A 16,545-nucleotide genomic window follows, 5' to 3' on the forward strand; every position below is an offset into this window, starting at 1 on the left:
CGCCGGAGACGCGTCACGCGGCCGGGTCCGGTGCCACCCGCCTCGCACATGTCGTCGAAGAGAACGCGGTGGACCATGACTGCTCCGTCCGAAAGCCCCTGGCTGGTCCACGGGGGCACGGCCGCGAGCCTCGACCGCACGGCCGGCTGCCCGGTCGGCCGCGAGCGGGAGTCGGACGAGGTCCGAGGCCGCCTCGGGGATCCGGCCGGACCGCGCCTGGTGCTCGTCCGGGGTGAACGGGGAGCCGGGCGCAGCGCGTTCCTGCACGCACTCGGCGAACGGCTGCGCGCCGAAGGGACGCCCGTGCTCGCGGTGGGCTGCGTGCCGGGCGACGACGCACGGCCGCTGCTGCTCGCGCTACGGCTGGTCATGGCGCTGGAGGAACACCTCTCGGGCACGGCACACCAGCGCGCGGCGAAGCCGGTGACCGAGGCGCTGCACGCGGCCGAGCGGCGCGACGGGACCGCGATGGCCGCACTGCTGCGCGCCGCTCTGGCGCGGTCCGCGCCCGTGGTCGTGGAGTTGGACGACCTCCACCTGGCCGATGCGGATTCGCTGGCCGTGCTCCGCGGGACCGACTTCGCGCGCGTGCCGTCCCCGGTCCGGCTGCTGGCCTCCGCGGTGGGACGCGGTGAGCGGAGCGCCCGATGCCGCAACGGGCACGAGGCGGCACCCGATGCCCGCGGCGCCGCGGACGGCAAGGGCCGGACGCCACCGCGCCCTGGTGCTGCCGGCGCCCTGGAACAGCAGGCAGACGTGCCGTGGGCGCACACGATCGTGCTGTCCCGTCTCGGGCCGGACGAGACGGCGGCGGCGGTGGCACGGCGGTTGCGGGCGACACCCGACAGCGGTCTGTCCCGGCGGATACGGGAGTTGACGCACGGGGTCCCCGGCGCGATCGACGCCCTGCTCACCGGATGGACGCGGGAAGGGGCGATCCGGGTGGCCGACGGTCACGCCTTCATCGGGGTGCGGACACCGACGCCGGTGCTGCCGGACGGTGACCGGTTCGTCGGAGCGCTCGACGCGCTGAGTGAGCCGTGCCGCGTGGTGGCCGGGGCACTGAGCATCCTGTGGCCGCTCGGCGGGCGGGCCGCGCAGCTGATCCCCGCGGCGACCGGACTGTCCGCCGAGACGGTCGGCGACGCGATCCGCGAACTGATCGACGCGGAGATCGTCGACGTCAGGCCCGGGTTCGACGGCGCCGGGACAGGCGGATGGACGTTCGCCGTCGCGCTGACGGCGCACGCCGTCCGCGAGCGGCTGGGGCCGCTGGAACGCAGTCGGCTGTCCGCCACGGCGGTGGAGGCGGTGTGGGCGGACCGCGACGCGGCGGGCATCGCGTACCAGGCGGAGCCACCGGTGGTGGCGCTGTCCGACGAGGCGGACGCGGTGGCCTACCTGGCGGACCGGGTCGCGGAAGCCGGGCACCTCGTCGACCGCGACCGTGCGGTACAGGAGTTGACGGCCGCCGCGAAGCGGCTGCACCCCGACTCCGAGGGCAGGGGAGTGCTCCGGTGGTGCCGGGCGGTCGGCAACCTCGTCGAGCGGCCCGAGGACCGCGTCCCGGCCCTTCAGCGCTACGCCAAGGCCGCCTATCAGGCGGGGGACTACCGGACCGCGCGGACCATCGCCGAGTCGATCCTGCGCGACCGGGCGGACGTGCTGGGCGCTCATGCGCTGCAGGACACCGCGAACCTCTTCACGGCGGCGACCGCCAACGACGCGGACTGGCGGGCGCTGTCCCGGCTGGCCACGGCGGAGTGGTGGGACGAACTGCGGCTGCCGGGCCTGGTCGCGGTGACCGGCCGGGCGCTGGCCCTGTGCGGGCTGGCGAGGTGGCAGGAGGCGCTGCACCTGCTGGCCCGGACGGAGGAGGTGTGGGCCACCGATGTCCGGGGCCGGGTGAAGCCCGAGTACTTCCGGGCCGTGGCGGAGATGGTGCTGGGCCGGCCGGAGCGGTTCAGACGCGCGCTGGCCCTCTCCGAGGCCCCGAACCTCGGTGCCGAGCACGTGTACGCGTTGGCCACCACGATGTTCGACGAGCTGCTCAGCGGCCGGGACCTCGACGCGGCGGAAGACCTGTTGGCCGCACAGGGGCTGACCCCCGACCGGCTGCAGCCGCACAGCGTGTTCCTCCGGCGCCACCTCCAGGGGCGCTGGGACGAGGCGTTGGAGCCGGCCCGCTGGATGCTGGCGAACAACCGGATCCACACGCCCGCGGCGGACGGCTGTCTGATTCCCGCCCGCACCGCGGAAATTCTCCTGGCCCGGGGCCGCATCACCAGCGCCCGCCGCCTCCTCGACAGCGTGCGCGACCGGGGCGAGGGCCGTCCGGAGTACTCGCTGGACGCTGTCGAGGCCGAGGTGCAGCGGGCCCTCGGTGATCCGAACGGGGCCGAGAAGACGCTGCGGCGCGGCCTGGACGCGGCGGACGCCCACGGACATGTCGCCGGCGTCGACGAACTGTGGGCCGCCCTCGCCGAGGTGCACGCGGAAACGGGACACACCGGCGAGGCGCTGACCTGTCTGGAACGCCTGGAGCGGATCTCCGACCGGACGGGCGGCGGACGGACGAGGCTGAGGTTTCTGCTCGCGTCGGCCCGCGTGCTGCGGCAGGACTCTCCCGGCACCGCCCGGGACGGCCTGCGGGAGGCGGTGGAGCTGGCACGCTCGCGCAGCCAGCCGTTCGAGACGGCGCTCACACTCGTCGCCGCGGCCGATGCCGGCGCGGGGCCGCCCACGCTGCTGCACGAGGCGTACGAACTGTTCGGGATGACCGGCTCCGCGCTGGCGCGCTTCCGTACCAGGGCCGCCATGCGGGAGGCCGGGATCACCGTCCCGGGACGCGCCCGGGCCACCGCCGAGAACGAGCGGCTGCTCGCGACCCTGATCGCCGAAGGGCTCACCAACCGCCAGATCGCCACCGTGCTGCGGCTCAGTGAGGACGCGGTGGCCAACCGGCTGTCCCGGCTGTTCGCACGCACCGGACTGCGGTCCCGCACCGAGGTGGTCACGGCCGTGCTCACCGGCCGGCCGGACCGCCGGCTCGCGCCCGGGCCATGGTCGAGTTCGTCTGCGGCGCACCTTGTGTAATCTGAAAATTAACCTTTCGCGTGTATTTGACTTCGTACAGGCTTGCGCGCCCGATCCGGTGTCGCGTGGGCGAAAGGTAGTGCGGTTGTATGTACCGTGCTAGGCTTCAAGCCAGTTGCAGTTGTGGTTCCCGAAACTTCAAGTGCCTCGGCGACTGTCTGTCGCCGGGCATTTTTGTATCTCCGGTGCTTATCCGGACGGGGTTCATTGTGGCAACGCATGGGTCCACACGGTGTGGACCTCTGGGCACTGCCCCGAAGGAGATGTGACATGGCTACTGGCACCGTCAAGTGGTTCAACTCGGAAAAGGGATTCGGTTTCATCGAGCAGGACGGCGGCGGCCCCGACGTTTTCGCTCACTACTCGAACATCGCCACCCAGGGCTTCCGTGAGCTTCAGGAAGGCCAGAAGGTGAACTTCGACGTCACGCAGGGCCAGAAGGGCCCGCAGGCGGAGAACATCACGCCTGCCTGACGCGAAAGCGTATGAGGCAGCTGGGGCCCGCACCACGTGGTGCGGGCCCCAGCTTGCTGCTTTTCGGGGATTCCGAAGATTCTCATGGAATTCTTTCAGTCTCATTTTCGGCTCGTGCTTGCAATTCATCCGGCTCATTGCCACTCCTGCCGGGAATTCCTCGATGCGTGCCCCTCGAGGAAGGTTCTCCGTTGAACCGTTCAGCTCGCACGAATGACCGTTCCGAGTTCGCGCTCCCGGTCACCGTCACCCCCGCACTCCCCGCCGCCGCGACCTTCGGTGAACTGGACATGCCCGCCGAGTTGCTGGAGCTGCTCGCCGGGCACGGCCTGACCGAGCCGTTCCCGATCCAGGCCGCCACGCTGCCGAACTCGCTCGCGGGCCGCGATGTCCTGGGCCGCGGCCGCACCGGCTCGGGCAAGACGCTCGCCTTCGGCCTGGCGCTCCTGGTGCGCACGGCCGGCCGACGTGCCGAGCCGCGCAAGCCGCTGGCCCTGGTCCTCGTCCCCACCCGCGAGCTGGCCCAACAGGTGAGCGACGCGCTCACCCCGTACGCCCGGCTGCTGAAGCTGCGGCTGGCCACCGTGGTCGGCGGCATGTCGATCGGCAGGCAGTCCGGCGCGCTGCGGGCCGGGGCAGAGGTGGTCGTCGCGACGCCGGGCCGTCTCACGGATCTCGTCGAGCGCAAGGACTGCCGCCTGGACCGGGTGGACATCACCGTCCTCGACGAGGCCGACCAGATGGCCGACATGGGCTTCATGCCGCAGGTCACCGAGCTGCTCGACCAGGTTCGCCCCGACGGCCAGCGCATGCTGTTCTCGGCCACGCTCGACAGCAACATCGACCTCCTGGTCCGTCGCTACCTCCACGACCCGGTGGTCCACTCGGTCGACCCGTCGGCGGGCGCGGTCACCACGATGGAGCACCACGTCCTCCAGGTGCACGGCGCCGACAAGTACGCCACCGCCACCGAGATCGCCGCCCGCGAGGGGCGCGTGCTCATGTTCCTGGACACCAAGCACGCCGTCGACCAGTTCACCCGGCACCTGCTGGGCAGTGGCGTCAGGGCCGCCGCACTGCACGGCGGCAAGTCGCAGCCCCAGCGCAACCACACGCTGGCCCAGTTCAAGGACGGCCGCGTCACGGTGCTGGTGGCGACCAACGTGGCGGCCCGCGGCATCCACATCGACAACCTCGACCTGGTCGTCAACGTCGACCCGCCCGCCGACCACAAGGACTACCTGCACCGCGGCGGCCGTACGGCACGCGCCGGGGAGTCCGGCAGTGTCGTCACGCTGGTCACGCACAGCCAGCGCCGGGACATGGCCCGACTGCTGTCCGACGCGGGCATCAGGGCGCAGATCACACCGATCCGCTCCGGCGAGGCCGAGCTGAGCCGCATCACCGGCGCCCAGGCTCCCTCCGGCGTGCCCATCGGCGGCAACGGGCCGGCCGCCGGGGAGCGTCCGGCGCGCGGCGGCGCCCCCTTCCGCGGTATGGGCACCCGCCCGGGGCGGCCCGGCCGCGGTGGCGAGTCCCGCAAGGCCGCCGATGCCCGCCAGGCCGCCGAGGCCCGAGCGGCCGCCCGGGTGCGCCGGGGCGCCTAGTCCGCGCCGGGCCGCCGCCCCCTCGGGCCCGCCCGGCCCCTGCCACCCGGCGGGGCGAGACGGTACCGGGACGGGGTTCTGCCCGTGTGGCGTGCCGGTGGCGCGGCACTAATGTCGTCGGCATGAGCGAAGACTCCCAGCGCCTCGTCACCATCGAGCGGACCGGCGCCGGCCGGTTCACCGCGACGAACGTCCGCGGTGGCACGATCGGCTTCGGTACCCGCTCCGATTCCGACGGCGGCACCGACTTCACCCCGGTCGAACTCCTGCTCGCGGCCATCGGCGGCTGCACCGCCGCCGATGTCGACGCGGCCACCGGGAGGCACGTCGAGCCCACCGGGTTCACCGTCACCGTGACCGGCGAAAAGGTCGGCGACGAGTTCGGCAACCGGATGACCGACCTCGCGGTCACCTTCACCGTCGGCTTCCCCGAAGGCGCCTCCGGCGACCGGGCCCGCGCGATCCTGCCCCGGGCGGTCGCGATCTCCCACGACCGGCAGTGCACCGTCAGCCGCACCATCGAGATCGGCACTCCCGTCACCGTGACCGTGACGGACGCCTGACCCGCGCCGCGACACCGCCGACTCGTTCTCTGCGGGCCGGTGACAAGCGTGCCGTCGCGTGCTGCGTTGTTGTGAGCACTTCCGGAGCACCCGCGCTCCACGGCCCTACCGTCCGGCTATGAAGACGAGTCGTAGCAGAGGAAGGACGTGGCGCGGCGCGGTACTTGCGGTGCTGCTGACCACGGGGGCGCTCACCGCGGCCGCCCCGGACGCCCGGGGAGACGGCGCACGGACCGAGACGCCCGTGCCGTCGACCCACCCGGCCGACGGCGTGACCGAGTCGTCGGTACGGGTGAAGGTGCCGTTGCCGAGGTCCTTCGGGGACCGGCCGGCGGCCTGCGACCAGCTGTCGTATCTGCGCTACCGCTCCGCCGAAGGACCGGCGGCGTCGGCCGACGCCGACCGGATCCTGGTGGCCCAGCCGGGCATCCTGGAGGGTGCCGGAGCCTTCGACAGCGTCGCCCGGAGCACCGTCGCGAAGGCCGCCGCGCAGGGGCGGCACATCGAGTTCTGGGCCCTGGACCGGCGCTCCAACTGCCTGGAGGACCGCACCGGCATCGCCTCCGGCGACCAGCACACCGCCGTCGACTACTACTACCGGGCCAAGCCGGTCGACGGCCGGGTCTTCGGCGGCTTCGTCGACGACAACCGGCTCGGGTGGATGGCGAAGCTCGGCCTCGAACAGACCGTACGGGACGAATACGACCTGCTGGTCCACGAACTGCCCGACCAGGGCCTGCGCCGGAGCAAGGTGCTGTGCGGCGGACACTCGCTGGGCGGGGTCGTCACCGGGTACTTCGCGGCGGCCGACTTCGACGGCGATCCCACCACCCTGGCGGACGCGGGACAGAACCAGTGCGCCGGCTACTTCGCGCTCGACACGACGATCTCCACCTCGCTGGCCGACCTGAGCGGCAGCCTGCCCGACGACACCGACCTGCCGGACGTCGGGCTCGGCTACGCGGCGGTGCAGGCGGGACTCGACACCGGGCTGCTGCCGCGCTCGCTGTCCGCGCCGGTGCTGCTCAACCCGGAGACCATGACGCTGCTCGCCATCGCCGGCCTGGGCGCGGTGCGCGACCCGGACGGTGAGGCGGACCTGCCGGCCTACCTGCCGTCCGGCGTCAACATCGAGGCCACCAACCGCTTCCTGTTCTCGAAGGACGCCGCCGCCTTCCTCACCGGCTCCCCCGGGGTGAAGGACTTCCGGCTCACCAACGCCACGGTGCTCGGCGCCCTGATGGACGACAACTCCGTACCGCTGGCGTTCCTCCAGAGCAGCGTGGGCTTCTTCGACGGCGGGCCGGTCACGGACAAGAGCTTCCCCGTGGCCAACGGCGGCACGCAGCCGTCGCAGTTGTTCGGCGTCGGGTACAAGGCCATCCCCGCGCAGCCGCACGGGCCGCTGTACACCTGGCGCGACTACGACCGGGTCGGCGACGCCGACGACCCCGGGTACCGGTCGGCCGACGGTACGCCGTTCACCGACGCGGGCAAGGAGGTCACCGACCTCCAGGAGCTGGCCCGCAGCCTGGCGGAGCAGCCGCTCGACTTCACCGAGCAGTACTTCCCGACCAAACTGGTGACCGACATCCAGCTGGCCACATCACCTCAGGTGAAGCAGCTCGTCGTTCATCCGACCGGGCTGACGGCCCGTCCGACGCTCACGGTGCTCGCGGGCGACGGACTGCTCGCGGGCCGCATCCCGGCCGACCTGCACCCGGTCGTCGCCCCCGGCTACCAGCACCTCGACGTGCTGACCGCGGCGCCGGTGCAGAACAACGGGCTGCCCGAACCCGTGTCCGGCGCTCTCGCGGCGTTCGCCCGCACTCCCCGCTAGCCGTCGCGTCACCCGTCCGAAGGGCCCGGGAGGATCTCCTCCCGGGCCCTGCCGTGCGCCGGTGTGCCGGTACGGTCAGACCTTGCCGGCGGCGAACGTGGCCGCCGCGGTGGCGTCGGCGGTGTAGCCGAGATGCGCCAGTACGTCGTCGCCGCCGTTCTCGCAGACGGGGTCACCGGTGGCGCAGAAGTCGATGGTGCGGCTCTGGTAGGTGCCGGTGACGCTCTTGCCGAGGGCCCGGATCGGGTTGCCGAACAGCAGGACCGCGGCGACCTTCGGCTCGACCGCCGCCGGGAGGGTCGCGACGATGGGGCTGCCGACCACCGCCCCCGCGCTGCTGATGCCGATGGAATTGTCGACGACATTCGCGCCCTGTGAATACCCGACGAGAATATAACGCTGATTCGGGCAGGCCGTCGCCTGCGCCTTGACGTGGTTCACCAGATCCGCGTTTCCCTGCGCTGCCGATGTCAGGGAAAGGTCCGCGGGATAGTTCACCGCATAGCTGGACAGGGTTTTGCCCGTCAGTTTCCTCTGGAGTGCGGAGAGCACCGGATCGCCGACGATCAGACCGAGCGTGCCCGGCTCGAAGGTGCCGCGAGCGGCCACGACGTCGATGTCCGAGCAGGTGGCGGCGGATGCGGTGGGTGCCGTGAGAGTGGCGATTCCAGCCCCGCCGACGAGTGAGAGCGCGGCGAGACACAAGCGGATACGCATGGGGATCCTTTGCGGGTGGGGCGCGTGCAGCGCCTGGTGAAAAGGACAGTCCCGAAGGTATTCGCGTTTCCTTGCCGGGTGTTATGGACGGGAATTCATAAATTCCGCTTGTTTTTGTTCCGCGGTGAGTGGACCGGGTCCATGCGGTGCGGCGCGGTGCCGGTGTCCGTCAGGAGTGCTGCGCGGAGCGCAGGGCGAGGATCAGATCCAGGCGGGCGCCGGGGTCGTGCAGGGCGTCGCCGAAGAGCTTCTCCAGCTGGCGCAGGCGGTAGCGGACCGTCTGCGGATGGATGTGGAGCCGGGCGGCGACATCGGGCACGTTGCTGCCGCTGAGCAGCCAGGCCAGCAGGGTCTCGGCCAGCCGGGCCCGCTGGCCCTCGGAAGCGGCGTCGAGGGGCGCGAGGGCCCGCGTCCGCAGATGGGCGAGCAGCGGCTCGTCACTGTGCAGCAGCAGGGTCGACAGGTGGTCCGCGCACCGCACCACGCCCTGCCGGGGCAGGATCCCGCGGCCCATCAGCCCCAGGGCCCGCGTGGCCCAGCGCAGCGACTGCGCGGCCTCGGTGACGGGGACCGTCGGGCCGATCGCCGCCGGACGGCCCTGGAGACCCAGCAGGAACGACCGGCCGCCGAACCGCCCGGAGCCCTCCGGGTCCGGCACCAGCACGCGCGGCGGCCGTGACCCCATGTCCGTCAGCGCCCCGGGCATCGCCGGTGGCCCGTCCGCCGCCTGCGGGTCCGCGGTGGCCGCCAGCGTGACGACGGCGACCTGCGAAGGCACCCGCCAGCGTGCGCCGTGCGCCAGGTCCTGCAACGCCTCCGGGGACACCGGCCCGTCGCCCAGCAGCAGGTCGAGCAGACGCCGGCGGCGCCGCTCCAGCTCGTCCGTGCTGTGCGACCGTGCCTCCGCGTAGCCCGCGGCGGCCGCCTCCGCGACCTCGTGCACGGTCCGGAACGCCAGCTCGCCGAGGGTGGCCACGACCGTGGAGTCCAGCCCGAGTTCCTCCGCCGTACGGCCCAGCAGCCGCCAGGCGTGCAGCCCGCCCACCCGTAACGCGGACTGCAACGCGTCCAGACTGCGGCCCTCGAGGGCCTCGCCGCGCCCGAGTTCGTAGTACGTCGCGGCGATGGCGGCTCCCTGGCCGCGCGGGTCGGCGATGTGGTCGACGAACAGCGTGAGCGCCTGCACCACTCCGGCCCGGAGATTGCGGCCGTAGATCCCGTCGGCAGGCCGCGCGTACTCGGGGACCTGCCGGCGGACCTCCTCCTGCACCTCGGCGGCGACGTCCTCCAGCCGGGCACGCAGCAACTCGGCCAGGTCGGGCGGAACCGAAACGGTCCCGGGGTCGGTGGGCACGCCGCGCGGGGTGGGGACAGCCACGACGGACACTCCTTTCGCCCGGAGGCGGCTCGCCCACGCACCGTTGCCCGTGGGACGAGGGGGACGTCCTGTGTTGGACGGACGTCCCCTGCGCTCCGTTCCGTGCCCCGGCTGCACCGACATCACTCCGGCACCCCCAGCGCACCGGCGAGCATCGGCCACGAGGCGGTGAACTCCCGCTTCCAGTACGTCCAGCTGTGTCCTCCTCCCGCGTAGTAGTGGGTGGTGGCCGCAATGCCGAGGAGCCTGAGGAAATCGGTGAAGGCGTGTGCGGAGGGCCACAGGGTGCTCTCCAGCGCCTCGGGCAGCCAGTCGCCGATGCCGCCGACCACCCCGCTGCCGCTGGAGACGTACAGGGGAGTGCCGCGCAGCCCGGCGGCCCGGGCGCGCGGATTGAAGTCGCGCCAGGTCAGGGCGTTGAGGAGCGGACTGCCCCAGAGTGAGTGCGGGGCCAGGTTCTCGCGGGCCACGATGGCGTCCAGGAGGGCGGGCACGCCGGGGGCGGTGGTGTCGAGGATGCCGCTGTAGGAGGCCGCGGCGGTGAACGTGCCCGGGTGGCGGGCCGCGTGCGCCATCGCGCCGTAGCCACCGGTGGATACCCCGGCGACGGCCCGCACGCCGGACGCCCGGTAGTCGCGGGCCAGCAGCGCCGGGACCTCCTGGAGCTGGAAGGTCTCGTAGTCGGGTCCGCCGCGCCACGCGGTGGGGATGCCCGTGGGGCCCGCGTCCGGCATGACCACGATCAGGTCGCGGCCCTCGGTGAAGGCCTCGATGTCGGTCTCCCGGGTCCAGGACGTGTAGTCGTCGTGGGCGCCGTGCAGGAGATACAGGACGGGATAGCTCCGGGTGGGCCGGGCGTCGAAGTCCGACGGCAGGATCAGCCGGACCGGCGCGCTGCGGCCCAGCGCGGGGGAGGACACGGACACGTCGAAGGTGCGCGGCCCCAGCCGGGTCGCGGCCCGGGCGCGTCCCTCGGCGGCGGTCGCGCCGAACAGGGCGGCCAGGCCGCTGGCCGCCGCGGCCCTGGTGACGGCGCGGCGGGACGGTCGGGCGGTGTGCTGCGGCATGGCGGCTCCTCAGTCCGGTTCAGCGGGTCCGCTCGGCGTGGCGAGCAGCCGCCCCAGATGGGCGGCGATCTCGTCGACGTGCGGAGGGTCGAGCAGCGAGAGGTGGTGCCCCGGGACCGGTACGACCGTCAGACGCGGGCACACCTCGTCCCAGCCGAGGGTCTCGTCGTCCCGTTCGTACGCCGGGTCGCGCACGGTGTGCGGGGCCGGCTCGGTGGCCCGGTACAGGACCACGCGGCCGTCGTGGCGGCCCGGCCGATGGGCCTCGCCGACCCTCAGGTCCAGGTAGGAGGCACGTTGGTGCTCCAGCGCGGCGTCCGGTACCCCGACGGCGCCGCGCAGGGTCCGCAGCACGAGGTCGATGCGCTCGCGGTCGTCGTCCATCGCCGCGAGTTCGTCGTACGGCAGCCGCAGCGACACGCCGTAGGCGTCGGCGACGTGCCGGGCGAAGCCCGTGAAGTGCGCGCGGAGCCGGTCGGCCTGCGTACGGTCGGGTCGCAGAAGGGGCCGCACCGAGTCGATGAGCACGACCAGCGGCACGGCCCGTCCGGCGGCGGTGAGCTGCCGGGCCGTCTCCTGGGCGAGGAAGCCGCCGAAGGACCAACCGCCCAGCAGCAGAGGCCCGTCGGGATGGGCCGCGGTGATCGCCTCGGCGTAGCGGCGTGCCTTCTCCGGCACGGTACGGGCGTCCTCCAGCCGGTCCAGCCCGTGCACCGGACGGTCGTCCCCGAGCCGTTCGGCGAGTGCGCGGTAGACGTCGGCGCGGCCGCCGGCGGCGTGGAACAGGAACAGCGGCGGCCGGGAACCGGCGGTGCGCAGGGGCCGCAGCGGAGCGGGCACCTCCGTCTCGTCCCCGGCCGCTTCCGGCGCGGGAAGGGCCTGCCGGATGCGGTCGGCCACCTCGTCGACGGTGGCGGCTCCGAGCAGGTCGCGCAGCGGCAGGTCGACCCGGAACTCCCGTTCCAGGGCGGTGCGGATACGGACCGCCATCAGCGAGTCCAGGCCGAGCTCGGCCAGCGCCGTGGCAGGCGTGACGCGGGCCGCCGAGTGGCCGGTGACGGCGGCGATGTGGTGGCTGAGGCGGGCGGCGACCGAGACCGGGCCGTCGGCCTGCTCACCCGGTGCGGCGGGCTCGGCCCAGCGCCCCGCGGCCACTGCCGCCGCCGCGACGGCGGCCCGCCCGTCCGTCCACCAGTACCGCGTGTGCCGCCAGCGCGGTGCGGGTACGTCGACGACCCGGCCGGGCGGCCGCGGCAGGGGCAGGCCGGCCGCGTACAGGGCGCCCAGCTCGGAGAGGAACCCGGCGCAGCCGTCCGCGTCGCGGCGCAGGGTGCCCACCGCGAGGGCGCCGGGCATCGTGTCGGTCACCGGCCGGGCCAGGACCGGATGCGGCGAGATCTCGACGAAGGCGGTGTGGCCGTCGGCGGCGGCCGCCGCGAGGGCCCGGTCCAGGCGCACGGGACGGCGCAGATTGGCGGCCCAGTGGGCGGCGTCGAACCGGCAGTCGCCGCGCGGGTCGTCGAGGACGGTGGAGTAGACCGGGACGCGCGCGGACCTGCCCCGGACGTCGGCGAGGGCTTCGGTCAGTTCCGGCAGCAGCGGGTCCACCTGGGGCGAGTGGCCGGCGCCGACGACCCGCATGGCCCGGGCGGCGCGGCCCCGCTCCGCGAGCCGGCGCACGAGCCGGGTGACCGCGCCCTCGTCCCCGGTGACGACCTTCTGCCGGGGCGAGGAGTGGACGGCGACCTGGACACCCGGGAAGTCGCGCTCCAGGTCGGCCAGTTCGCCGTCCTCCAGGTCGACGACGGCCATCGCGCCGCCGTGCAGCCCGCTCAGCAGCCGGGCCCGTACCGCGACGACCCGGGCCCCGTCCGAGACGTCCAGCGCGCCCGCGCAGACGGCGGCAGCCACCTCACCCATGGAGTGACCGATCACGGCCGCCGGTTCGGCGCCGTACGAGCGCCACAACTCGGCGAGTGCCAACTGGATTCCGAACAGCACGGGTTGGGCGATCTCCACGCGGTCGAGCGCCGCTCCGGAGGCCAGCTTGTCGTGGAGCGAGAAGCCGCATGCGACGGCGAGCCGCGGGTCGAGCTTCTCCACGGCGGCGGCGAAGGCGGGTTCCTCGGCCAGCAGCCGGCGCCCCATGCCGGGCCACTGGCTGCCGTACCCGGAGAACACCCACACCGGGCCGGGCCCGATCCGGTCGCGGTCGCCGGTCAGCACCCGCGCGTGCGGCCGGCCGTGCGCCAACGCGTCCAGGGAGTCGGCCAGTTCCTCCCGGTCATGGGCGACGACGGCGGCGCGTACCGGTCCGCGCCCGGTGCGGCCGGCGAGCGTACGGGCCACGTCGGCCGGACGGGCGGCGCGGCCCCCGGGCGTGCGGAGCCAGCCGGCGAGCCGGGCCGCGGTGTCCCGGACCCGCTCGGTGTCGATATCGGACAGCAGATGCAGCCGGGCGGCCGGCTCCTCGGCCGGGGGCGGCGGCAGCGCGTCGGCCCGCCGTTCCTCCAGTACGGCATGGGCGTTGGTACCGCCGAACCCGAAGGCCGACACCCCGGCGGTGGCCGTGCCGCCGTAGCGGGGCCACGGCTCGGGCTCGGTCACCACCCGCAGGCTTACATCCCCCAGGGCGCTGCCGTGCGCGCAGTGCAGCGACGGCGGAATGCGGTCGTGATGCAGGGCGAGGACCGTCTTCACCAGGCCCGCGATGCCCGCCGCGGACTCCAGGTGCCCGAGGTTGCCCTTGACGGAGCCGAGCAGCAGCGGCTGGTCGGGGTCGCGGCCCGGGCCCAGCACCCTGCCGAGCGCGCCCGCCTCGATCGGGTCGCCGAGCGGGGTGCCGGTGCCGTGCGCCTCGACGTAGTCGATCTGCGCGGGGGCCAGCCCGGCCCGCGCGTAGGCGGTGCTCAACAGGTCGTGCTGGGCAGCCGGATTGGGGGCGAGGAGACCGTTCGAGCGGCCGTCGGAGTTCACGGCGGTGGCCCGGACGACCGCGAGGACGCGATCACCGTCGCGCTCGGCGTCGGACAGTCGTTTCAAAAGCACGGCCGCGCACCCCTCACCACGCCCGATCCCGTCGGCCGCCGTGGAGAACGGCTTGCAGCGGCCGTCCGGCGCGAGGGCGCCCGCCCGCGCGAAGGCGACGCCGACGACGGGCGACAGCAGCAGGTTGACCCCGGCGGCGATCGCCAGGTCGCTCTCGCCGGTGCGCAGGCTGACGCAGGCGTGGTGCACGGCCACGAGCGAGGACGAACAGGCGGTGTCGACGGCCATGCTCGGCCCGCGGGTGTCCAGGACGTACGCCAGCCGGCCCGCGGTCACACCGAGCGCCGCGCCCGCCGGGGCCCACGGATCGACGGCGGCCGCTCGGGCGCCGGTGAGCTGGCCGTACTCGGTGGCACAGACGCCGACGAAGACACCGGTGGCCGTGCCGGCGAGGGCGGCGGCCGGGACGGCGGCGTGGTCGAGCGTCTCGTGGACGACCTCCAGGAGCATCCGCTGCTGAGGATCCATCACCGTGGCCTCGCGCGGTGTGATGCGAAAGAAGTCGGCGTCGAACCCGGCGATGTCGTCGAGGTAGCCGCCGCTCGCGGGCGCGTCGGCGGGCGGGAAGGCGGTGAAGTCCCGCCAACGGTCCGCCGGGACCGGCCCGATCGCGTCGCTCTCGTCGCCCAGCAGCCGCCAGTAGTCGGCCGGGCCGCGCACCCCACCGGGCAGCCGGCACCCGACCCCGATGACCGCGACGGGCTCGTCGAGCGCGGCCGGGGGAGGGGCCGGATGCGTCGCGGGGAGGGGCCGCTCGGCCGGACCGCGCAGCTGCGCCACCAGCGCTTCCAGCGTGGGCGCCGACCAGAGCAGCGTCGCCGGCAGCTCGCGCCCCGTCAGCCGGGAGAGTTCCCCGGCCAGGCCCACGGCGTCCCGCGAGGACATCCCGAGGTCGGCCAGCGGCCGGTCCATCGGTACGTCGTCGCCGGTGCCGATCCGGGCGGCGACCCGTTCCGCGATCAGGCGGCGCAGCGCGCCCTCGTCGACGGCGCTCACCGCGCGGTCCCCGCCCCGAAGGCGCCCTCCAGGTACCGGGCCCGGGTCAGGGACCGCGCGACCTTTCCGCTCGACGTCCGGGGTACGGCGCCGGGAGCGACGAGCACGACGTCGGCGAGCCGCAGGCCGTGCCGGGCGGACACGGCCGCGCGCACGGCCCGGACCAGGCCCGGTACGTCGATCCCGGCGAGCGGGATGGCCCGCGCGTGCTCGGCCACCACGACCACCCGCTCGCCCGCGTCGACCGCGTCGCCCGGGATTGCGAAGGCGGCGAGCCGGTCGCGCCGCACCGCCGGATGCGCGTCCTGGACGGTGGCCTCCACGTCCTGCGGGTAGTGGTTGCGGCCGTCGACGACGATGAGGTCCTTCAGCCGGCCGGTGACGACCAGCTGTCCGTCCAGCACCGTCCCCAGGTCGCCGGTGCGCAGCCAGCCGCCCGGGGCGCCGGCCGGCCGGGCACCGAAGACACGGCGGCTCTGGGCCTCGTTGTTCCAGTAACCGCGCCCCACGTTGGGGCCCCGCACCCAGATCTCGCCGACCTCCCCCTCGGAGAGCGAGTCGCGGGAGACGGGATCGACGACGCGGAGCTGCTGGCCCGCCGGGGTGCCACAGCCCGCCAGCTGCACGGCGTCGGCGTCGTCGGGCCGCGCGGGCAGGGCCTTGCCGGCGGCGAGGGCGTCCCGGTCGAGGGCGAACCGGCGCAGCGGCTCACCGGGCCGGGCGGCGCTCACGAAGACGGTGGCCTCGGCGAGCCCGTACGACGGACAGTGGACGTCCGCGGCCAGCCCCTGGGCGGCGAACGCCGCGTGGAAGCGGTCGGCGGTGCCGGGCCGCACCGGTTCACTGCCGTTGATCAACGCGGCGACACCGTCGAGGCGCAGCTCCGCCTTCTGCGCGTCGGAGACGGCGCAGACGCAGTAGTCGTAGGCGAAGTTGGGCGCGGCGCTCAGCGCGCGCGGATGCGCGGCGAGGAGCCGCAGCCAGCGGGCCGGCTCGTGCAGGAACGCGGCCGGGTCCATGAGCACCGACGGACGCCCCTGGACGACAGGAGCGGCGACGCTCAGCACGAGCCCCATGTCGTGGTAGAGCGGCAGCCAGCCCACGCAGGTCACCGGGGCCGCGTCGGCGCCGTAGGCGGTCAGCGCCTGGCGGGCGTTGGCGACCACGTTGGCGTGGGTGATCTCCACACCCGCCGGAGCCCGGGTGGATCCGGAGGTGTACTGGAGGTAGGCGGTCGCCCCGGGGTCCGGCGCGGCCAACAGCCGGTCCCGGGTGGCGGTGTCGGGGATCCGGTCCACGGCGACGACCGGCACCTGCGCACCCGCGCAGAGGTCCGCGACCTCCGCCATGGCCCGGCTCGTGGTCACCACGACCGCGGGCCGCGCGTCGGCCAGCACCCCGGTGAGCCGGTCCCCGTGCCCGGGCAGGCCGGGCGGATACAGCGGTACGGCGACCAGCCCGGCGGCCAGCGCCGCGAGGAAACCGGTGACGTACTCCGTTCCCTGCGGGCACAGCAGCGCCACCCGCGCCCCGGGCTCGGCCTGCTCGGCGAGCCGGGCGGCGAGCGCCCGCACGCGGCCGTCCAGACTCCGCCAGGTCAGCGTGCGGTGCACGCCCCGCGAGTGCGGGGCGGGGTGGTCGACGAAGGTGAACGCCCGGCGGTCGGGGGCGGTTTCGGCCCAGTGCCGCAGGTACTCGGGCAGAGTCCGGTACGCGGGCGCGAGCGGGGGGCGGCTGTCCATGGGGCGTGGCTCCTCAC

General features: G+C 74.1%; 10 protein-coding genes. 5 read left to right on the forward strand and 5 right to left on the reverse strand.

What is annotated here, in order from left to right; translation table 11 throughout:
- The first annotated feature begins 75 nt into the window (after positions 1–75).
- The 5 genes from OG933_RS37660 (at position 76) to OG933_RS37680 (ending at position 7,580) form a co-directional block, all read left to right on the forward strand.
- Entirely contained in the window at positions 76–3,096 is a 3,021-nt protein-coding gene (locus tag OG933_RS37660; protein ID WP_405631424.1) for an AAA family ATPase, read from the forward strand.
- Between the two features lie 270 nt (positions 3,097–3,366).
- Entirely contained in the window at positions 3,367–3,570 is a 204-nt protein-coding gene (locus tag OG933_RS37665; protein ID WP_020125862.1) for a cold-shock protein, read from the forward strand.
- Positions 3,571–3,761: 191 nt separating this feature from the next.
- Positions 3,762–5,177, forward strand: a complete 1,416-nt coding sequence (locus tag OG933_RS37670) for a DEAD/DEAH box helicase (protein ID WP_405631425.1) — start codon at positions 3,762–3,764, stop codon at positions 5,175–5,177.
- Between the two features lie 122 nt (positions 5,178–5,299).
- Entirely contained in the window at positions 5,300–5,740 is a 441-nt protein-coding gene (locus OG933_RS37675) for an OsmC family protein (protein ID WP_405631428.1), read from the forward strand.
- A 118-nt stretch (positions 5,741–5,858) separates the two neighbouring features.
- Positions 5,859–7,580, forward strand: coding sequence for a hypothetical protein (locus OG933_RS37680; RefSeq protein ID WP_362520999.1), 1,722 nt, complete (start codon positions 5,859–5,861; stop codon positions 7,578–7,580).
- Positions 7,581–7,655: 75 nt separating this feature from the next.
- On the opposite strand, the gene OG933_RS37685 is transcribed toward OG933_RS37680, so the two are convergent.
- The 5 genes from OG933_RS37685 to OG933_RS37705 form a co-directional block, all read right to left on the reverse strand.
- Complete coding sequence (locus OG933_RS37685) at positions 7,656–8,297, reverse strand: cutinase family protein (RefSeq protein WP_362521002.1); 642 nt, start codon at positions 8,295–8,297, stop codon at positions 7,656–7,658.
- Between the two features lie 169 nt (positions 8,298–8,466).
- Positions 8,467–9,675, reverse strand: coding sequence for a PucR family transcriptional regulator (locus tag OG933_RS37690; RefSeq protein WP_405631431.1), 1,209 nt, complete (start codon positions 9,673–9,675; stop codon positions 8,467–8,469).
- A gap of 122 nt (positions 9,676–9,797) precedes the next feature.
- Positions 9,798–10,742 carry an alpha/beta hydrolase gene (locus OG933_RS37695; RefSeq protein ID WP_405631434.1) on the reverse strand — a complete coding sequence of 315 codons (945 nt, stop codon included), beginning with the start codon at positions 10,740–10,742 and terminating at the stop codon, positions 9,798–9,800.
- A 9-nt stretch (positions 10,743–10,751) separates the two neighbouring features.
- On the reverse strand, positions 10,752–14,786 hold the full coding sequence (locus OG933_RS37700) for an acyltransferase domain-containing protein (protein ID WP_405631437.1): 4,035 nt from the start codon (positions 14,784–14,786) through the stop codon (positions 10,752–10,754).
- Positions 14,783–16,528, reverse strand: a complete 1,746-nt coding sequence (locus OG933_RS37705; protein ID WP_405631438.1) for a fatty acyl-AMP ligase — start codon at positions 16,526–16,528, stop codon at positions 14,783–14,785. The genes OG933_RS37700 and OG933_RS37705 overlap by 4 nt, the downstream gene beginning before the upstream one ends.
- Positions 16,529–16,545 lie beyond the last annotated feature (17 nt).

The sequence above is a fragment of the Streptomyces sp. NBC_00016 genome (assembly GCF_045040885.1).
Taxonomy (GTDB): domain Bacteria; phylum Actinomycetota; class Actinomycetes; order Streptomycetales; family Streptomycetaceae; genus Streptomyces; species Streptomyces coriariae.

What these genes read in the sequence shown, in the direction of transcription:
- OG933_RS37660 (WP_405631424.1), top strand. Translation starts at nt 76, where the DNA reads ATGACTGCTCCGTCCGAAAGCCCCTGGCTGGTCCACGGGGGCACGGCC.
- OG933_RS37665 (WP_020125862.1), top strand. Translation starts at nt 3,367, where the DNA reads ATGGCTACTGGCACCGTCAAGTGGTTCAACTCGGAAAAGGGATTCGGT.
- OG933_RS37675 (WP_405631428.1), top strand. Translation starts at nt 5,300, where the DNA reads ATGAGCGAAGACTCCCAGCGCCTCGTCACCATCGAGCGGACCGGCGCC.
- OG933_RS37680 (WP_362520999.1), top strand. Translation starts at nt 5,859, where the DNA reads ATGAAGACGAGTCGTAGCAGAGGAAGGACGTGGCGCGGCGCGGTACTT.
- OG933_RS37685 (WP_362521002.1), bottom strand. Translation starts at nt 8,297, where the DNA reads ATGCGTATCCGCTTGTGTCTCGCCGCGCTCTCACTCGTCGGCGGGGCT.
- OG933_RS37695 (WP_405631434.1), bottom strand. Translation starts at nt 10,742, where the DNA reads ATGCCGCAGCACACCGCCCGACCGTCCCGCCGCGCCGTCACCAGGGCC.
- OG933_RS37705 (WP_405631438.1), bottom strand. Translation starts at nt 16,528, where the DNA reads ATGGACAGCCGCCCCCCGCTCGCGCCCGCGTACCGGACTCTGCCCGAG.